Consider the following 15,889-nt stretch of genomic DNA (forward strand, 5'->3'; position numbering starts at 1 on the left):
GAAGAAGATAATTTGAGCTTTTAAACAATCAGTGCATTGTTAAGGAAAATTGGTATCAATAGAGATTTTTTATGAATGTTTTAAAAGAGAAATAATTTCATTCATTTTGTTAATTGCCTAAAGCTTACCATATTTTAAGCTATTGTTATTAACTCTTTTTTTACATTCATAATTTATGGATTTTTCCCCATTTCCTTAGCTGAGAGGAAACCAGTTTTTCCATTTTCCTAACATTAGCCAAATCAAGATTGAGTGTGGCATCAATCCAAATTTCTACAATAGTCATCAGTTCTGATTTGGAGACAGGCTGTACAACATTACTCACTTGTTTCATCGCTTGATAACTGTTGTAATACTTCTGCCTACCTTCAATAAATTCGAGAGTAGCTTGTTTTCCGGTTCCTTCCTCAACTACCATATCAATCACACCCCATTCCCAAAGTTCTGTCGCCTTATAAATTTGACCACTGAAAATCATAGCTTTGGCTTTTTGAGAACCAATCCGACGAGAAAGAAAACTATATGCTCCCATTCCAGGAAACAAATTAAATGTACTTTCAGGCAAACCAATGTTGACTTGTTTTTCGGCAATAATAAAATCGCACGCCAAAGCAGCCTCAAAGCCACCACCGAGGGCATCACCTTCTAACAAGGCAATTTTATTCATGGGCAGATTAGCTCCAGTGGATAAATTATAGACTAGTTCTATACACTGATGGGCGTAAGCCTGTAAACCCTCTCGATTCTGCTTGCGAATGTGATTGATAAATAGTTCTAAATCTCCTCCATAATTGTAAATTCCTGGGATTGTAGAGCCAATAACCAACCATTTGATGGGAGGATTTTCACTATCTGTAGAACATAAATTACGAATAGAATTAAATGCTTTTTGTATATCAGTTAGTAGGCTAGGTGTAAAGCATGGGCGAAATTTAGGCTGGAAATTCAACCAGTAAATAGCTTTAGATATGTCCAGAGAAATTTCCAATTCCTCAAATTTATCTTCGTAATGCAACATAATGTGCTGTTTATATCTACAAGTTAGTATATTTTTCACGCAATTGAGGTTATGCAAAATTCTCCTTTCCTCTTCTGCGCCTCTGGGTGAGATTAAGGTGATGTTTCGCGCCCTACCCCAACCCCTCCCGGTAAACGAAGAGGGGAGTTTCTGGGATAAATTCGCTGAGGGTGAAAATTTAGCGTTTGGTTTTCACAGCTTGCACTGCTGCATCTGCGTTAACAAGTCCTCTACCAAAGAGGTGTTGTTGAATTTTTTCGGATTTTGAACCGTAGGATTTGATATCTTCATCGGAGATACTCAGCCCTTGATAACTGGCTGTAGATTTGAGGATATCAGTTAAGCGATCGCGGTTCAATCTTCTTTGAGGATCTTCTCCTTTCATTAAGGCCACAACCCCAGAAACGGCTGGCGCGGAGAAAGATGTGCCTTGTACCCACCAATATTTACCTCTAGAATCAACTACAGCAGACCAACGGGACGTGGGATTTGGTATCCCTTGCCAAAAAGCACTTAGCCATGTTCCCCCTGTGGCGGGTATTCCACCTAACAATCCTGGTGTACCTAAGTCTCCTCCAGGTGCAACTACATCTAATCTCATTCCATAATTACTATAAGGCGCACGATGACCCCTGAAATTAGTTGCTCCCACAGCTAAGACTCCTGGATAAGCCGCAGGGTAAGCTGATTGGTCATGGTTAGAATTACCACTAGAGGCGACAATTACCAAGTTAGGATAGGCTTTGAGAATGTCAGCGATCGCTTGTTCTTCTTGTTCACTAGGCAACATTGTACCCAAGCTAAGATTAATGATATCAGCACCGCGATCAGCTGCATAGCCCAAGGCTTCAATATAAGTCACAGGATTAAAACTATCATTTAGCCCAAATACCCGCACTGGTAAAATTTGAGCGTTGGGTGCTACACCTACTAATCCTTGACCATTTTTCGGCTTTGCGGCGATAGTACCACTCACTTGAGTACCATGAAATTCGCCTCCGACTCGGTTAGTGCGGATTATGTAACGTAAAGCATTGGCGATTTCTTCTAGTGACGCATTTGGATATCGTCGTCTCAAATTGACGAACTCTCGTGGATATTGCTGAACTAATTTGGCATCGGATAATTTAAAAGTATCTTGAAATTGTGACCCCAAAATTGCCAGTTCTGTAGGATTGATACGAGTATCAGCATCACCAATTTTACAAGGGTCAGGGTTATTAGCACCATTAGAAAAATCCCAGCCGTGAACTTCTCCCGGACATTTATCAGATGCTTGCACTGTATACAAACTATCTATCAAATCAGGGTGATTCCACTGAATTAGACTATCTAAAACTGCCACAACTACACCCTGTCCGCCGTTGCTATTTTTCCAAGCTTCTTTGACCCGGATATCTGTGCGAGGAATAGCAGATTTAGTTGTAGTCTGGGGTTTTTGTAAACAGCTTTGTAAAGCATCCCAATTAGGTATATCCTGCTGTAGACATTGTTGCATGGGTGTGCTGTCCAAATGCCAAGCTAAACCTAATAAGTTGCTTTGGGGTGTAGTTTCCCGATTCACTTGAGCCACAGTTTTGGGTATAGTCTTACTCAGTTGCCATTGTTCCATGCTCTGGACTTGTGGAACAGTCGTTTCTAGATTTCTATTACTGATAGACTGCACAAAATTAGGTGAAACAGAATTTATACCTTTAATCGTGGTGAGTTGGTTAGCAACACTGAGAACTTCTGCACCTGATGCAACTGTAGATTTAACCAGATAGCGATCGCGATGAAAGCGTAATTTCCGCACAACTTCTAAATTATTTTGCTGTAAAATTTCCGTTCTTTGGCTTTCTGATAACTTAGGGTCAAAGCTGAGGATAATCTCATTAGGTAAAACAATTACATCTTGCTCGTCACTGCGACTCAGCACAGGTAAGGTGCTTTGTACATAGGGTTGCTGCTGAATACTTTGCTGTACAACATTTCCCGCCGACTGTGGCACAGTGACTACAGCATAGTTTTCGCCCAAAGGATTGACTATGGCTGGTGTAGTTAATCGCACATTGCGCTGGATATCTTGTTGGAGTTGCAGATATAGAGGTGTGGCTGCCCCTAAACTGCGAGTGGGAGGTAAATCTTTAAAAGATACGGCGATCGCATCTTGCCGTTGATTTAGCGGTATACGTTCCCCTTTATACAGGTAAAATAAATCATCGTTTTCTTGTACTTGAGCAATTGCAGATATCCGTTTTGGCATCGAAAATATACCCAAGCCAGACCAAATAAAACCAGTGAGGACAATGCAAGTTGTGATGCGTTTCATAGAGATTTTTCCTTGTTTTTGTAATTAGATGCTATTGGATTTAAACTCGACTTGATAAAACTCTGCCAGCACTTTACCCAACCATTCACTTGGATGATAACTTGTATAAGCACAAAGAGAAATTGTCTGATAATTCATCCGAATTAACATATCTGCTGATACCCATTTTGCGGAAAACCATGCTGGAAATGATAAATCTTTGTCATATAGCTTGTGGTTTGTAACAACTACTAAATCCCAGGAATCGCCTTCACTACTTTTGTTGAGAAATTGATTAAAGTAGCTGATGTTGGTAGCTAAAACAGAAATTTTACGATACATACCCAGAAGTTGATAGATAATTGTCAGAGATTCTTGGGTAGCATGAAGTTGAGTGATTCCCAGAATCCCCCATACCATAGCCCCAGAAGAGAACCCGAAAAGAAATAGCATCCCGAAAAACATCAGCATAGACCAAATATTATTACTGTCATAACTCCAAATCTGGATTGCTTTCTCAAAGCGGAGATTTAAAATTTCGTACAACCCTGAAAACAGAATAAAGCAATGTCCAAGAAAAAGCCCAAAAAATGGCAGTGAAAAAAGTAATAAGCAGGTCTTGTTCCAGATTGGATTAGAAGAGTATCTAATTCTTAGTTCTGGCTCGGTTGAGAAAACTTGAAATTCACTAGGAATTTGATCTAAATTGGACATTGAGTAATTGAATATTGGATCAGGGTAGCATTTTGTGCTTTAGCAATTTGTTTAATCTCTGCGATTGTTGGAGAGGTAAGTAATTGTGCTTTGGTATGAGGAGATAACCGGGAAATCAGTAACTCCACAAAAGCAGGTCCTCGTCCGCCTAGTGATTGTTGCAATTTTTCATTAGTAATATCTGCCTTAACAGAGTTAGAAGGAATCGAGATGGTCAACAAAGTACTGACCAAAGTAGATATCAGACTAATTGTGGTGAGTTTGAGGTATTTCTGGCGGTAATTCATTAATCAATTTTCCTGTAGGCTGACTCAGTAATATATATTTCTCAGGGTTGAGACGATATGCAAAATGTGGATATGTAGCTACAACCGGATATGGATGAAATTTACCAACCCGGTTTTAGCCAAATCGATTTAACTTTTCTGTATCTTCTCAATGGCGCTATCTGCTTTTTGGGCGAGTTCCAATTCTCCTGCTTGAGTGAATAAGGTCGATGCTTTTTGTAAATCAGCGATCGCGCCCCGATTATCACTTAACATTAAGCGGGTAAAACCTCGAAAATAGTACCCGTGAGCAAAATTAGGACTAATTTCTAGGGCTTGATCAAAATTCTCCTTGGCTGCTTGATAGTTCTCTAAACTAAAATTGCCTAATCCTTTACCAAGATAGGCATAAATATTATCAGGTTCTAACTTAATAACTTGATTAAAATCTGCGATCGCTTCCTGATATTTTTTTTCTTTTAATCTATCAAAACCCCGTTTTAAGTACATTACAGCATCATCTTTCTTTGTAGAATCAGGGACTTGTGCTGTAACTGTGGATAATATTCTGGGCTGATCTGTCCATAAACTTCTGGCTTCAGCCTTGAGTGTAATTGCGATGGTGCTTAATACCATAATTACTACTGCTAAATTAAATTTCTGCATTTTTATATCTCCTTAATTACTGGTTAAAACTACAGCAAGGTGGCATGGGTAATGACGACAATACAAAAGTTGCATAAAATGGGAATGCGTGCTTTATTGTCGTATAACTTTCGCCTTCTATCTATCTATACTTCTCAGCCCTACTGGGGTTATGCAAAAATGACAGTTATCAGTTATTAGTTCTACTATTAGCTATTGCTGGGTTACATAGTTTCTGAAGGATGTCTTCACGAAATGCTAGTAATTCATCCGAAGGTTCGGGTACAGAATAAACTTGTTGTAATACATCACTCCACAAGTTATTTTCAGCAAAGTAATTAGCTTTAGTTAGAGCGATCACTTCGGTATTTGCACCTGTGGATTGGAGTTGTTTTTCTATATTTTGTAATTCAGAACTGATGCGATCGCGCTCTTCCTTGTCCATCACTTGAAAGGGGACAAATTGCCTACCATTAACTACCCATTTATACACTTGTCCTGGTTGTAATGGTTCGCCTGTATAGGTAATATTTTGAGTATTAGCTGCTGGTTGAATCCATAAATCGATATTGCTACCCGGATGACGCACTGTTATTGTAGAAGCGTAACCTTGCCAGATAAATAAAGGGCGATCGCTCCAAACTTTTATATGTACACGCGGTACATTTGGAGAAATCATACATACTGAACTAATAGGACGAGAACCCCCATTTCTAGGTTCTATAGGCGGTTCTTTTTTATTAAACAAATTTCGATAAGCCCTGACTAACAAAGATAGCTCTTTTGTCTGTTCGGCAAGCACAACTTTTTCAGGTAAGATAGCCAAACTTGTAGAAGCTACAGCTGATAAAACTAAAGTAGATATTAGAAGTTTACGCATTTTTGTTTTTCTGAAAATAGGGAAGGACAAAGTAAAACCAAACCGTTGTCGAGGGTAAAATCCCAGGTAATAGTATGGCTATGGAAATATAAACTTGTAAGCTAACCAGTCCATAAACTCCTGTAATAACACTTAGGATAAATAACCATTGCCATCTAGACTTCTGCCTTTTTATTGGCAAAATTGATAGGCTTTTACCTACTAATATCGCCATAACAGTTATCCAGAAATCAGGAATTAGCACAACTAATCTGCGAGTCAGTAAATGATGCGCCATGAAAGCGTGAGTTTCACCTCCTGTAATTACCCGATTTTTATTCTGAGAACTTTCCCGATTCCGCCAGTATTTAACCGCAGGTGGTAAATCTCTGTGAAAATTATCCTCCCCATCTTTGCTAATTCCAGCTTCGTTATATCCCCCCGGCGCAATCATCACAATTTGCTGCTGTAAATCGGGAATCATGGCGGGATTTTCTAGTAATTCCCAAGCAGGAAGAGAATGATATACTTGCTGAGAGGGAATGGAAAAGTCAATAATTGGGTGCATCCACATTTGATTTAGCCAATAACTCAAAACTGTAATGGGTTGTAAATTCGCTCGCTGGGATGACAAAACTGTTTGGTGACTTTTGTTACCATCTTTAATGAAAGCATTAATTTGTTGCAGCAGGTCTGTTTGACTATCTAATTGCGGCTGGGGTGAGTTAGGGATTCGTTGCAATTCGTAACTTAAGGTTAATAAATTAGAAAAATGCCACGGCTGAGTTTGCCAATCATCCATCGGAAACAAGCGCATATACCAAGGTAAAATTTTGATATCACCTTGCAGACTCCAGTTGAGACTGGCAATTTCAGGTAATGCTTGTAGCCATTCACCCTTGAGATTGTGAGTTGCAGCCAAAACAAACCATGTCGGTTGGGGTGCAGAAATAGCATTTTGGATAGATTCCGCGAGGATGCGATCGCCTTGCTCTTGGGGTCGATCTAATAGATAATCAATACCGATCACCCTGGCATTTTTAGCCACTAACGCATCAACTAAACTCGCCAAATATTGACGATTCATCGGTTTGGGATTAGATATGTTCGCTTTTCTAATAGACGCTTCATCAATTTGTACTAAGAGGATGGGTGCATCGGTAACGGTTTCGACTTGATTTGTTAGTTGACGATATATAGCCTGTACCAATATGCGGCGTTGTAATGCCCATCTTTGTAGGGGTAGGGATAAACTAATAGTTAATATGAATAAGAGTGCGATCGCTTCTAGGCGAGTAGGTTTTAATTTTTCAAATATTTGTCTTATCCTAAATGGTTGGATACAAAATAACTTTGCTTCTGGATGTCGGAATAAAGAAGGAATTAAATACGCACTAGGATAAGTAAAGTTTTTTTCTAATTTAATATATTTTGTAGCTGTTAATAATGACTCATGGACATCTTTGTATTGAGCTAAAGTTTGGACAAATCGCAGAAAAAATTCCTCAGCAACCCGATTATGAATGGGTTCTCGCATCACTGCTACTTGACTAATACCCAAATCTATGAGTTTATTGGCAATACTTAAACCCTTACAAGAATTAAAAATTGCTACCTGCAAACCTCGCTCTTTAGCTATAGTTAAAGCAGGTTCAATTTCACTTAATAATAATGCCGTATTTGGAGCAATACCCAACTCACCACCAGTCAAATTAGTTTCATTACTATGACCAGCAAAAAACAAAATATCCCAGCCAGAATTAGCAGATATAGCTTGGAAAATTTTAGTTTTCAACTCAGCAATACTTTCATGCGATCGCAAACCAACAAAAGTCACATCAGCCACAGAACTTAAAGAACGAATAGCCTGCTTTTCTGCGTCAAAATTTAAATTAGATTCATCTCCTAAAATTGCTAAAATTTTCGCTTTCCTGGGAGCATAATCTGGCTCGACATTAGCAATGAGACCTCGCCGATTTAAAGGTGTACGAACAATGCGAAACTTAGTAGAATCGAGAGCAAATTCCGTACCAATTTCCCAAACTTCCCAAGGTAACCGGGCTAAATCTAGAGAATTACAAATCAAAAAAATATCAGTATTGATTGCTTTAGCTATAGTGGCTCTAATTTCATATAACTCCGCACTACGTAACCAGTGATGAAACTCATATAAAAGCTGTGCTTCCGCCTCCACTAAACGAGCGTGCCAATCAACAGGAGGTGCAGTAAAACTACCAATTTCTGCTACTTTTCCTCGCAGTTCCGTATTATAAAAACCCAGATAAATTCGTTGCCATTCCTGGTACTTGAAATTCAGCGCATCAGGATACGCCAGCGTCACCCCAATCTCTTGCCCTTGCCCCCAAGACAACTCAAAATAACAAAGCTGATTAAACTGTTGTACCTTGAGATGGAAATTAGAAACAACCATGATTTACTACAGATAAACACCAATGCACGCCGATAAATTAGACTCTTAACTCTCAAACAAAATGTACAGAAAACAATCCTCCATAACCATAAAAACTAAAGTACACACCCCGGATAAAATGTAAATGGCGGTAAATTAATTTCCACACCATCCATCAAACTTACACTCACTAAAAACTTTTCATCCCAATTGCCCACAACACGAGTAAACAAATAAGTTTCACCCTGTTCTTGATTAATTCCCTGTTCCAATAAAACGCTCGTTTGGTCACTGACGCGCAATTTTAAATGGCTAGGTAAAGTATTTTGTGAAGTTGTGCCTAAGACTAACAACAATGTCCACAAATGTGAATCAGTTTCAGATAATAAATGCCAAGTCATCGCATACAGGCGTAAGGGAATACCGGCTAAGAGTAAATCTTGATAAGCACCCCGCGCCTGAGAAGGAATTTCTAAACCTCGGTGTTGTAGTTGGTTAACAATTGTCTGAAATTCTTCTGTAGGACTTCGCATTGATACCGCAGGAGTGAAACTAGGTAATAATTTCCAGGAAAATTCCTGTGCTAATTCATCTAATTCATCCCATAACCAACGTCCTACATTTAAAGCTGGCTGTGTACATAATTTAAATAAATCTTTTAAATTGGTTTTGAGTCCAGAATTAGATGTTTGCTGTTGACAATTATAAATCCAACCCAGTAACTCTGGATGAGTAAATACAGCCGTTCCTTGTTCCCAAGTCAATATTTCCCATAATTCACATTCAGGTGATTGCAACTGGGGTAAAAAGGCGATTAAATTACTTTGCATTGTCGATGAAATGTGAGGGCGATGATCAGGAATTACTGGTAAAATAATGGCTGTTGGTTTTAGACAACGCAAATTTAATAATAAATTGTTGGCATCAGAATCAAACCAATTTAAAGGTAATTTATAAGTCCAGTCTGCTTCTGGCTGTAAATTCGCTCTTACTCGCTTTTCCGTGAGTTCCTGATAGGATATAAACCCAGAAATTATCGCTGATGCCTGTTCTTCTAAAACTTCGACCAATACATAAAAATGAGGAACATATTCTGGTAAATCTACGACTAATTGAGAAAGAGCAATTTCTGAATCATACAAATTACCAGTGGAAATTAAGCAAATTTTAAATTCACCTACCTGTAAGTTAGCAACAACAGGAATCGCGTTAGCTAAAGCTGGCTGTAAAACTGTGCATTTTTCCCGCCGAATAGTTAAAGTATTTGCTCTTTCTTGTAACCATTCTTCAAAAGCTAATAGCGCCATACCATTAATATAAGTTTGCCATTTCCGGGATATATTGAAAACTTTATTGCTCAGGTCTACTGCCTGTATAATTTGCTCAGAGGAAAGATGAACTGCGGCTGGCGAAAGGAGTTCATAGTCTAATTGTATTTGAGAAGTGTTGCTTGATAAGTTACTCATTTTTATTTACCCAATATATCTAAATAACGGCACAATTTTTCTGAAAACAGACTATTTGCTGAATTATTCTTGACTGTTCGAGATTGAATTTCTGCCTCTCTAAATAAAATAGAACTTTGTGTATGTAGTATAGAAGCAAGCTGCTGTTCAAGTTTTTTTAGACGTTCTGGGTGAGAATAATTATGTGCTAAACTAATCACGCGATCGCATAAAATTTTGACAAACTCTCGTTGCACATCAGCGCGAAAATCCTTCAGCTTAAGTAAGCGAGTTACTGCATCTTGCGCCCTTAATTCCAATGTCCGAGCAATTTCTGTCATGGACATTTTTTGACAATGAAATAGCTGGAGAGCTTTAATAAAATTTTGCGCTTTATTCCCCTTCTTCTGTTTTAGCTTCTTCTCCCACGAAGTTACAACTATATTGAATGCTGGGTCTAAACAATCCAAAAATTGATCACGATATAACTCTAAAAACTCCATTTGCTCATTTTCATTTTCATCATGATTTTCCACAGCAGCTATGTCAACAGGATATTCTCTAATATTTGGTAGAGTACGACTCTGGTTATAAATTCGATATTCTCGTAAATAAGTAGCTAGCTTCTGTAATTGGGTCATTACAGTTTCATTTTCCAGTTTTTTACCAATTACGTTTTCTAAACGAAAAGCAATTTGCTGTAGTTGTTGAGTTGTGGGTTGAGGGCATATTCCCTTGTTACCCAAAGAGATTTTTTGCAATCTTTGCAATTTATAAATTTCGTGATAACTCTTTAAAAGAGCTAAGAAATCTGCCACCTCTTTAGAGGTTAAAGCATGAAAATCCTGAAGAATTTGCTGTAGTTTTTTCGGTGAAGTATCATTTAAAATTGCCCAATCAGTTACTCGATAAAGTCCCAACTCTAAAAAAAAATTATTCAGTTCGGGATTTTGTTTTACCTTGATATTTATCCAAGTGGCTAGATGACTTCTTTCCGGTTCAAAACTTGACAAAATCTTACGCCCCAGGCATTGATAATTACCTGTTTGTTCTAAATTACCATCATCGTCTAAGACATAAGGTAATAAATCTCTGTAACTAAAACCGTGCGCTTTGCCAAATTGGGCTTCTAACTGCCAGCAAACCTGCTCAATTTGCCAGGATATTAGACACAGTAGGCAACGTTCCGCTAAACAGCGTATATCAGTAGGAGTATCTCTGGATATATGCAGCAGTTTTCGTTGCACCACTGCATCTGGTACATCACTTTTAGCCGTATATTCGGGAAATCTATCCGCAAAAAATGCTTTAGCTAGAGCAATTTCCTTAATTTTTCGTTTTCCCGCAGCATCAATTGTTACTAGCTGCCAATATCTGAATGCAGTACTCATAAGATATAAGTATTTGGAACCACCTATTAATAGCAGTATTGCCTAACATTCATTCTTAATTCCAGAGTCTGACAGCTTATGCAGTTTTGGGAAAACTTAGGATATATCGCTGTTCTGCTGCTGTGTTAATTTTAGAGAAGCCAATGTCTGAAAGCCCTGTTGTTGGAAGTTGGCTAGTTCTAAGGTAGTGCGATCGCTATCTCCAATAATGCTGTCATCTTTGAAAAATTCGTATAGTACCTTGAGAAATATCTGATAGGGTGTATATTCCTTGCTGCCAAACTTGGAGGCGTTAAGAGCATCAATTAACTTGGCCTGTGATCTAAGTCAACACTGGGGTCATCCCAAAATCCGGCAAACCAGTTAGTCTGAGGTCGTGAGCGATCGCACCAATTTTGTTGACAACGTTTAACTCAGTATTCCCTTCTAAGCCTGCTGGGGTGAAGTTGGATGAACCGACGCTACTATAGCGCTAACCTCCCCGCCCCTTTGCGTTAAAAAACATTACCCCTCTCCGCGACTGGAAAGGGGCTAAAGTGAGTTAAACAAAATTCTCACTGCTGAAAATCAGCGCGACCTAATAAGCATCTTGCAACTCGTAGAAATCAGGCGAGATATAATCCTTCCGCAAAGGCCAACCCACCCAATCTTCCGGCATCAAAAGCCGCTTAAGATTCGGATGACCTTCATAGATAATGCCGAACATATCGTAAGTTTCCCGCTCTTGCCAGTCTGCTGTTTTCCAGATCCAGTAAACTGAAGGGACACTGGGGTTTTCACGAGGTAGGAAGACTTTGACTCGGACTTCTTCAGGTTTATCAGCATTATCACTAACTTTAATCAAGTGATAGACACTAACCAAGTCCTCTCCTGGGCCAAGGTCAATACCAGACTGAAACTGAAGACAATTAAACCCGTAAGCATAAAGGGCTGTAGAGATAGGGAGTAAGAAATCTGCCCCAACTTTAACGATTTCTACTCCTTTTTTATCAGGTTCCAAAGACTCATGATCAAAACCATTTTCGGTTAACCATTGGGAAATGGGACCTGCTTTGACTAGAGACTCTTCGGCTGCTGGTACTGGTTTGGAATCTTCTTCAGCCACGGTTTTGCTCCTTTTCTTGTGTCTTTGCTGTCAGCAGCGCAGGTGGAACTGGTAAACCAATAGCTTCTGTCAATTCTTTGGGTGGTGTGTAGCGAGTTTCTGACTGCAAATATTTACCAGTTAAAATTTGCTCTGTGGGCTTGAGATTGTGAGTTGTACTGTAAAAACGGTGAGTTTGCTTAATTTGACCCCGTTCCTGCATGGAATCGTTAGCGATTTTTTTCCGCAATTTAATAATTGCGTCGATGATTGCTTCTGGGCGGGGGGGACAACCAGGCAAATAAACATCTACAGGGATGAGTTTATCAACTCCACGTACAGCTGTGGGGGAATCCATGCTGAACATTCCGCCTGTGATTGTGCAAGCACCCATAGCAATGACATATTTGGGTTCAGGCATTTGTTCATAAAGACGTACCAGTTGAGGTGCCATCTTCATGGTAATAGTGCCTGCGGTGATAATTAAATCGGCTTGACGGGGGCTAGAACGGGGAATAAGACCGAAACGGTCAAAGTCGAAACGGGAGCCGATTAAAGCGGCAAATTCGATGAAGCAGCAAGCTGTACCAAACAGCAAAGGCCAGAGACTCGAAAGTCTAGCCCAGTTATAGAGGTCATCAACTGTGGTCAGGATGACGTTTTCAGACAAATCCTGGGTGACTGTGGGTCTTGCAATCGGGTTGATGATTTGCTCTTTGTCTGGAGTTGTTAAGTTTGAATTTAAGACCATTCCAACGCTCCTTTACGCCACGCGTAGACTAGGGCAACTACAAGAATTGAAATAAAGATGAGGGCTTCAATGAATGCCAAAAGCCCCAGACGGTGGAAGGCAACCGCCCAAGGATACAAGAATACGGTTTCTACGTCAAAGACGACGAAGACGAGGGCAAACATATAGTAGCGAATGTTGAACTGAATCCAGGCTCCACCAATGGGTTCCATACCACATTCATAAGTAGTCAGCCGTTCTAGGCTATTACCACGGGGTCGCAGGAGCTTGGAGGCTGAAAGTGCAAGGGCTGGAACTAGGCTACAGATGATGAAGAAGCCTAGAAGATACTCGTAACCACTGAGGACAAACACAATGAATATCTACCGTTTATGGTGTAAATAAAGCTATTACTTTCTTTTACATTATATCTTTTTGCTTTTTCTGAACTCTGGGAAACAAACTGATTTTAGGTATCTATCGTTTTGAGGAATGATGGAAAAGTTTCATAGTTATGTCATAATTTGTAACGTATATTTAATGTTTCTCCTCTGTGAGGTTTTAGCCATGAGCGAACAAGCTAGCGAACAAGCTGTTGAAACTCCGGCATTAGATCGCTATGAATGCCGTGCCTGTGGTTATGTTTACGAACCTGAGAAGGGAGATGATAGCCATAATATCGACCCAGGAACACCGTTTGCTGAATTGCCGATAACTTGGCGTTGTCCGGTATGTACGGCGAAAAGGACGGCTTTTGCGAATGTTGGTCCGGCTGGTACGGCTTCGGGTTTTAAAGAAAATCTGGGTTATGGTTTGGGTGTTAACAGGCTGACTCCGGGTCAAAAAAATATCCTGATTTTTGGGGCTTTGGCTCTTGGTTTCTTGTTTTTTATCAGTCTCTACGGCTTACAATAAGTCCCGGTACTTTTTGTAACAGGTTTAGGGGACTGCGATCGCCATTAAGATCAAAAATTTAGAAAAAAAGTAAAAAATACTGATGCATTCAATGGGTGTTATGAAAATTTGGCAAAAATTATTTGCCTTAGTGGTGGTAGTGTTCTTGTGTATAGGTTGTAGCAAAGTTCCCTCTACGAGCTATAACCCTTGGACGATTATTTATGTACCAAGTGACTCTAAGCTGCTGGATATCGGTTTTACTGATAATCCTCTACATGGTTTTCTGGTGGGTAGCGATGCTACGCTTTTGGAAACCAATGATGGTGGTGATACTTGGAAACCATTAGCCTTGTCACTGGATGACCCGAAGACTCGCTTTGATTCAGTGAGTTTTGCAGGTAAAGAGGGCTGGATTTTAGGTGAACCTTCGTTACTGTTACATACCACTGATGAAGGTAAGTCTTGGTCGCGCATTGCTCTGAGCGAAAAGCTTCCTGGTAATCCTATTACTATTTATGCCTTGGGCGAAAATTCGGCAGAAATGGCTACTGATGTGGGGGCTATATATAGAACTCAAGACGGTGGTATGAATTGGAAAGCTCAGGTGGAAGGTGCTGTTGGTGTGGTGCGAAATCTGGAACGCTCTCCTGATGGCAAATATGTGGCTGTTTCAGCTAAGGGTAGTTTCTACTCGACTTGGGAACCTGGACAAAGTACCTGGGAACCCCATAACCGCAATAATTCTCGACGCTTAGAGAATATGGGTTTTGCTGAAAATGGGCAGTTGTGGTTGCTAGCACGAGGGGGTCAGGTGCAGTTTAGTGATCCTAATAATCGTGAAGAGTGGCAAGAACCACAAAATCCTGAGTTAGCAACTAGCTGGGGTTTACTGGATTTGGCTTATCGAACTCCCGATGAACTTTGGATTGGTGGCGGTAGCGGTAATTTGCTCCGCAGTTCTGACGGTGGTCAAACTTGGGAAAAGGATCGTGATGTGGAAGGAGTAGCAGCTAATTTATATAAAGTTGTTTTCTTCAATTCTGATCAGGGTTTCGTGATTGGCGATCGCGGTATTTTGCTAAAATACCAACCAAATATTGCTCAAGGTTTCTCACAAGAGGCCGCTTAATGGGATGATGGGCTACGGTATTAACCCTGATTTCTGAGAATAACGTTGCAACTTGTAACTGTTTCTAAACATTGTAGGATAATAGACAATAACAATCTTTGTAAAGGTAGGAATCTAAATGTCAGGTACCACTGGAGAACGTCCGTTTTCGGACATTATTACCAGCGTTCGTTACTGGGTAATTCATAGCATCACCATTCCCGCATTATTTATCGCTGGATGGCTATTTGTCCAAACCGGATTGGCTTATGATGCTTTCGGCACACCCCGTCCTAACGAATATTACACACAAACACGGCAGGAATTGCCCATTGTGAATGATCGTTTTGACGCTAAACAGCAAGTTGAACAATTTATTGGCAAGTAGTTTGAGATTATGACTAGCGGAAATGACATCAATCAACCAGTGTCTTACCCTATTTTTACGGTGAGATGGCTGGCAGTTCATACTTTAGGTGTACCTTCTGTCTTCTTTTTAGGCGCGATCGCCGCCATGCAGTTTATTCAACGGTAGGAGAAAATTATGGAAAGATCACCCAATCCGAATAATCAACCGGTTGAACTTAACCGTACTTCTTTATACCTGGGACTACTTTTAGTTTTTGTTCTAGGCATTCTGTTCTCCAGTTACTTCTTTAACTAACTAGAACAGTTTTTGTAAATCTTTGTTTATTTAATCAGTGTTGATCTGTTATTAAGGGAGGAGAGAAAGCTGTGTCTGCTGGAAGTGGAAGAATTCCCCTGTGGGTTGTCGCTACGATCGCAGGTTTAGGTGTAATTACAGTTGTAGGTATTTTCTTTTACGGAGCCTACGCTGGAGTCGGTTCTTCAATGTAAAAATAGCTTGAGTCAGAATTTTCTGGCAATTGTTTAAAATTAGCATTAACAAACCGCTTGTTTCTTTTTATTAGAGGCAGGCGGTTTGTAATTTTAATCAGTAGGATCTTTGTCTTTAACCTTAACGGGTGACAAGGTGGCTCAAGATGAGATGTGGCAATAATTTGAGAAAAT

Annotated in this window: 19 protein-coding genes; 6 read left to right on the forward strand and 13 right to left on the reverse strand. The window is 39.8% G+C overall.

Translation table 11 applies throughout. From position 1 onward, the window contains the following. Window positions 1-166: 166 nt before the first annotated feature. The 12 genes from ACM0OP_RS16095 to ndhC all read right to left on the reverse strand — a co-directional run bounded on the left by ACM0OP_RS16095 (window position 167) and on the right by ndhC (window position 13,226). Window positions 167-1,018, reverse strand: a complete 852-nt coding sequence (locus ACM0OP_RS16095; RefSeq protein WP_414529434.1) for a crotonase/enoyl-CoA hydratase family protein — start codon at window positions 1,016-1,018, stop codon at window positions 167-169. Between the two features lie 178 nt (window positions 1,019-1,196). Continuing rightward, window positions 1,197-3,329: a S8 family peptidase gene (locus ACM0OP_RS16100; protein ID WP_414529435.1), complete on the reverse strand. Its 2,133-nt coding sequence runs from the start codon at window positions 3,327-3,329 to the stop codon at window positions 1,197-1,199. Window positions 3,330-3,353: 24 nt separating this feature from the next. After that, a complete protein-coding gene (locus ACM0OP_RS16105) occupies window positions 3,354-3,728 on the reverse strand; it encodes a hypothetical protein (RefSeq protein WP_414529436.1) in 375 nt (124 codons plus the stop codon). A 281-nt stretch (window positions 3,729-4,009) separates the two neighbouring features. Next, a complete protein-coding gene (locus ACM0OP_RS16110; protein WP_414529437.1) occupies window positions 4,010-4,309 on the reverse strand; it encodes a hypothetical protein in 300 nt (99 codons plus the stop codon). Window positions 4,310-4,438: 129 nt separating this feature from the next. Beyond that, complete coding sequence (locus ACM0OP_RS16115; RefSeq protein WP_414529438.1) at window positions 4,439-4,954, reverse strand: tetratricopeptide repeat protein; 516 nt, start codon at window positions 4,952-4,954, stop codon at window positions 4,439-4,441. A 169-nt stretch (window positions 4,955-5,123) separates the two neighbouring features. Further along, a complete protein-coding gene (locus ACM0OP_RS16120; protein ID WP_414529439.1) occupies window positions 5,124-5,813 on the reverse strand; it encodes a hypothetical protein in 690 nt (229 codons plus the stop codon). Further along, window positions 5,806-8,223, reverse strand: a complete 2,418-nt coding sequence (locus ACM0OP_RS16125; protein ID WP_414529440.1) for a CHASE2 domain-containing protein — start codon at window positions 8,221-8,223, stop codon at window positions 5,806-5,808. Before ACM0OP_RS16125 ends, ACM0OP_RS16120 begins: the two co-directional genes overlap by 8 nt. A 95-nt stretch (window positions 8,224-8,318) precedes the next feature. After that, the gene (locus ACM0OP_RS16130) at window positions 8,319-9,668 is read right to left on the reverse strand and encodes a DUF1822 family protein (RefSeq protein ID WP_414529441.1); all 1,350 of its coding nucleotides are present in this window, start codon (window positions 9,666-9,668) and stop codon (window positions 8,319-8,321) included. 2 nt (window positions 9,669-9,670) lie between these two features. After that, the gene (locus ACM0OP_RS16135) at window positions 9,671-11,038 is read right to left on the reverse strand and encodes a hypothetical protein (protein ID WP_414529442.1); all 1,368 of its coding nucleotides are present in this window, start codon (window positions 11,036-11,038) and stop codon (window positions 9,671-9,673) included. A 577-nt stretch (window positions 11,039-11,615) separates the two neighbouring features. Further along, entirely contained in the window at window positions 11,616-12,143 is a 528-nt protein-coding gene (locus ACM0OP_RS16140; protein WP_414529443.1) for an NAD(P)H-quinone oxidoreductase subunit J, read from the reverse strand. Continuing rightward, window positions 12,136-12,873 carry a photosynthetic/respiratory NAD(P)H-quinone oxidoreductase subunit K gene (ndhK, locus tag ACM0OP_RS16145; protein WP_414529444.1) on the reverse strand — a complete coding sequence of 246 codons (738 nt, stop codon included), beginning with the start codon at window positions 12,871-12,873 and terminating at the stop codon, window positions 12,136-12,138. Before ndhK ends, ACM0OP_RS16140 begins: the two co-directional genes overlap by 8 nt. Further along, entirely contained in the window at window positions 12,864-13,226 is a 363-nt protein-coding gene (gene ndhC / locus ACM0OP_RS16150; RefSeq protein WP_414529445.1) for a photosynthetic/respiratory NAD(P)H-quinone oxidoreductase subunit C, read from the reverse strand. The genes ndhK and ndhC overlap by 10 nt, the downstream gene beginning before the upstream one ends. A 193-nt stretch (window positions 13,227-13,419) precedes the next feature. Here ndhC and ACM0OP_RS16155 point away from each other — a divergent pair, with 193 nt between their 5' ends. The 6 genes from ACM0OP_RS16155 (at window position 13,420) to ACM0OP_RS16180 (ending at window position 15,715) form a co-directional block, all read left to right on the forward strand. Further along, complete coding sequence (locus ACM0OP_RS16155; RefSeq protein ID WP_414529446.1) at window positions 13,420-13,767, forward strand: rubredoxin; 348 nt, start codon at window positions 13,420-13,422, stop codon at window positions 13,765-13,767. A 100-nt stretch (window positions 13,768-13,867) separates the two neighbouring features. Next, window positions 13,868-14,878, forward strand: coding sequence for a photosynthesis system II assembly factor Ycf48 (locus tag ACM0OP_RS16160; protein ID WP_414529447.1), 1,011 nt, complete (start codon window positions 13,868-13,870; stop codon window positions 14,876-14,878). A 118-nt stretch (window positions 14,879-14,996) separates the two neighbouring features. Then, entirely contained in the window at window positions 14,997-15,245 is a 249-nt protein-coding gene (gene psbE, locus ACM0OP_RS16165) for a cytochrome b559 subunit alpha (RefSeq protein WP_414529448.1), read from the forward strand. 9 nt (window positions 15,246-15,254) lie between these two features. Further along, a complete protein-coding gene (gene psbF / locus ACM0OP_RS16170) occupies window positions 15,255-15,392 on the forward strand; it encodes a cytochrome b559 subunit beta (RefSeq protein WP_089090733.1) in 138 nt (45 codons plus the stop codon). A gap of 9 nt (window positions 15,393-15,401) precedes the next feature. Next, on the forward strand, window positions 15,402-15,521 hold the full coding sequence (locus tag ACM0OP_RS16175) for a photosystem II reaction center protein L (RefSeq protein WP_015209609.1): 120 nt from the start codon (window positions 15,402-15,404) through the stop codon (window positions 15,519-15,521). A 71-nt stretch (window positions 15,522-15,592) separates the two neighbouring features. After that, window positions 15,593-15,715, forward strand: a complete 123-nt coding sequence (locus ACM0OP_RS16180; RefSeq protein WP_089090734.1) for a photosystem II reaction center protein J — start codon at window positions 15,593-15,595, stop codon at window positions 15,713-15,715. Here the strand turns inward: ACM0OP_RS16180 and ACM0OP_RS16185 are convergent. Then, window positions 15,688-15,889, reverse strand: a 202-nt coding sequence (locus ACM0OP_RS16185) for a hypothetical protein (protein WP_414529449.1), incomplete at its 5' end; no start/stop codon positions are given. The two genes, ACM0OP_RS16180 and ACM0OP_RS16185, sit on opposite strands and share 28 nt — an antisense overlap.

Origin of the sequence: Nodularia chucula CCY0103 (assembly GCF_963923915.1) — a bacterium.
GTDB lineage: Bacteria > Cyanobacteriota > Cyanobacteriia > Cyanobacteriales > Nostocaceae > Nodularia > Nodularia chucula.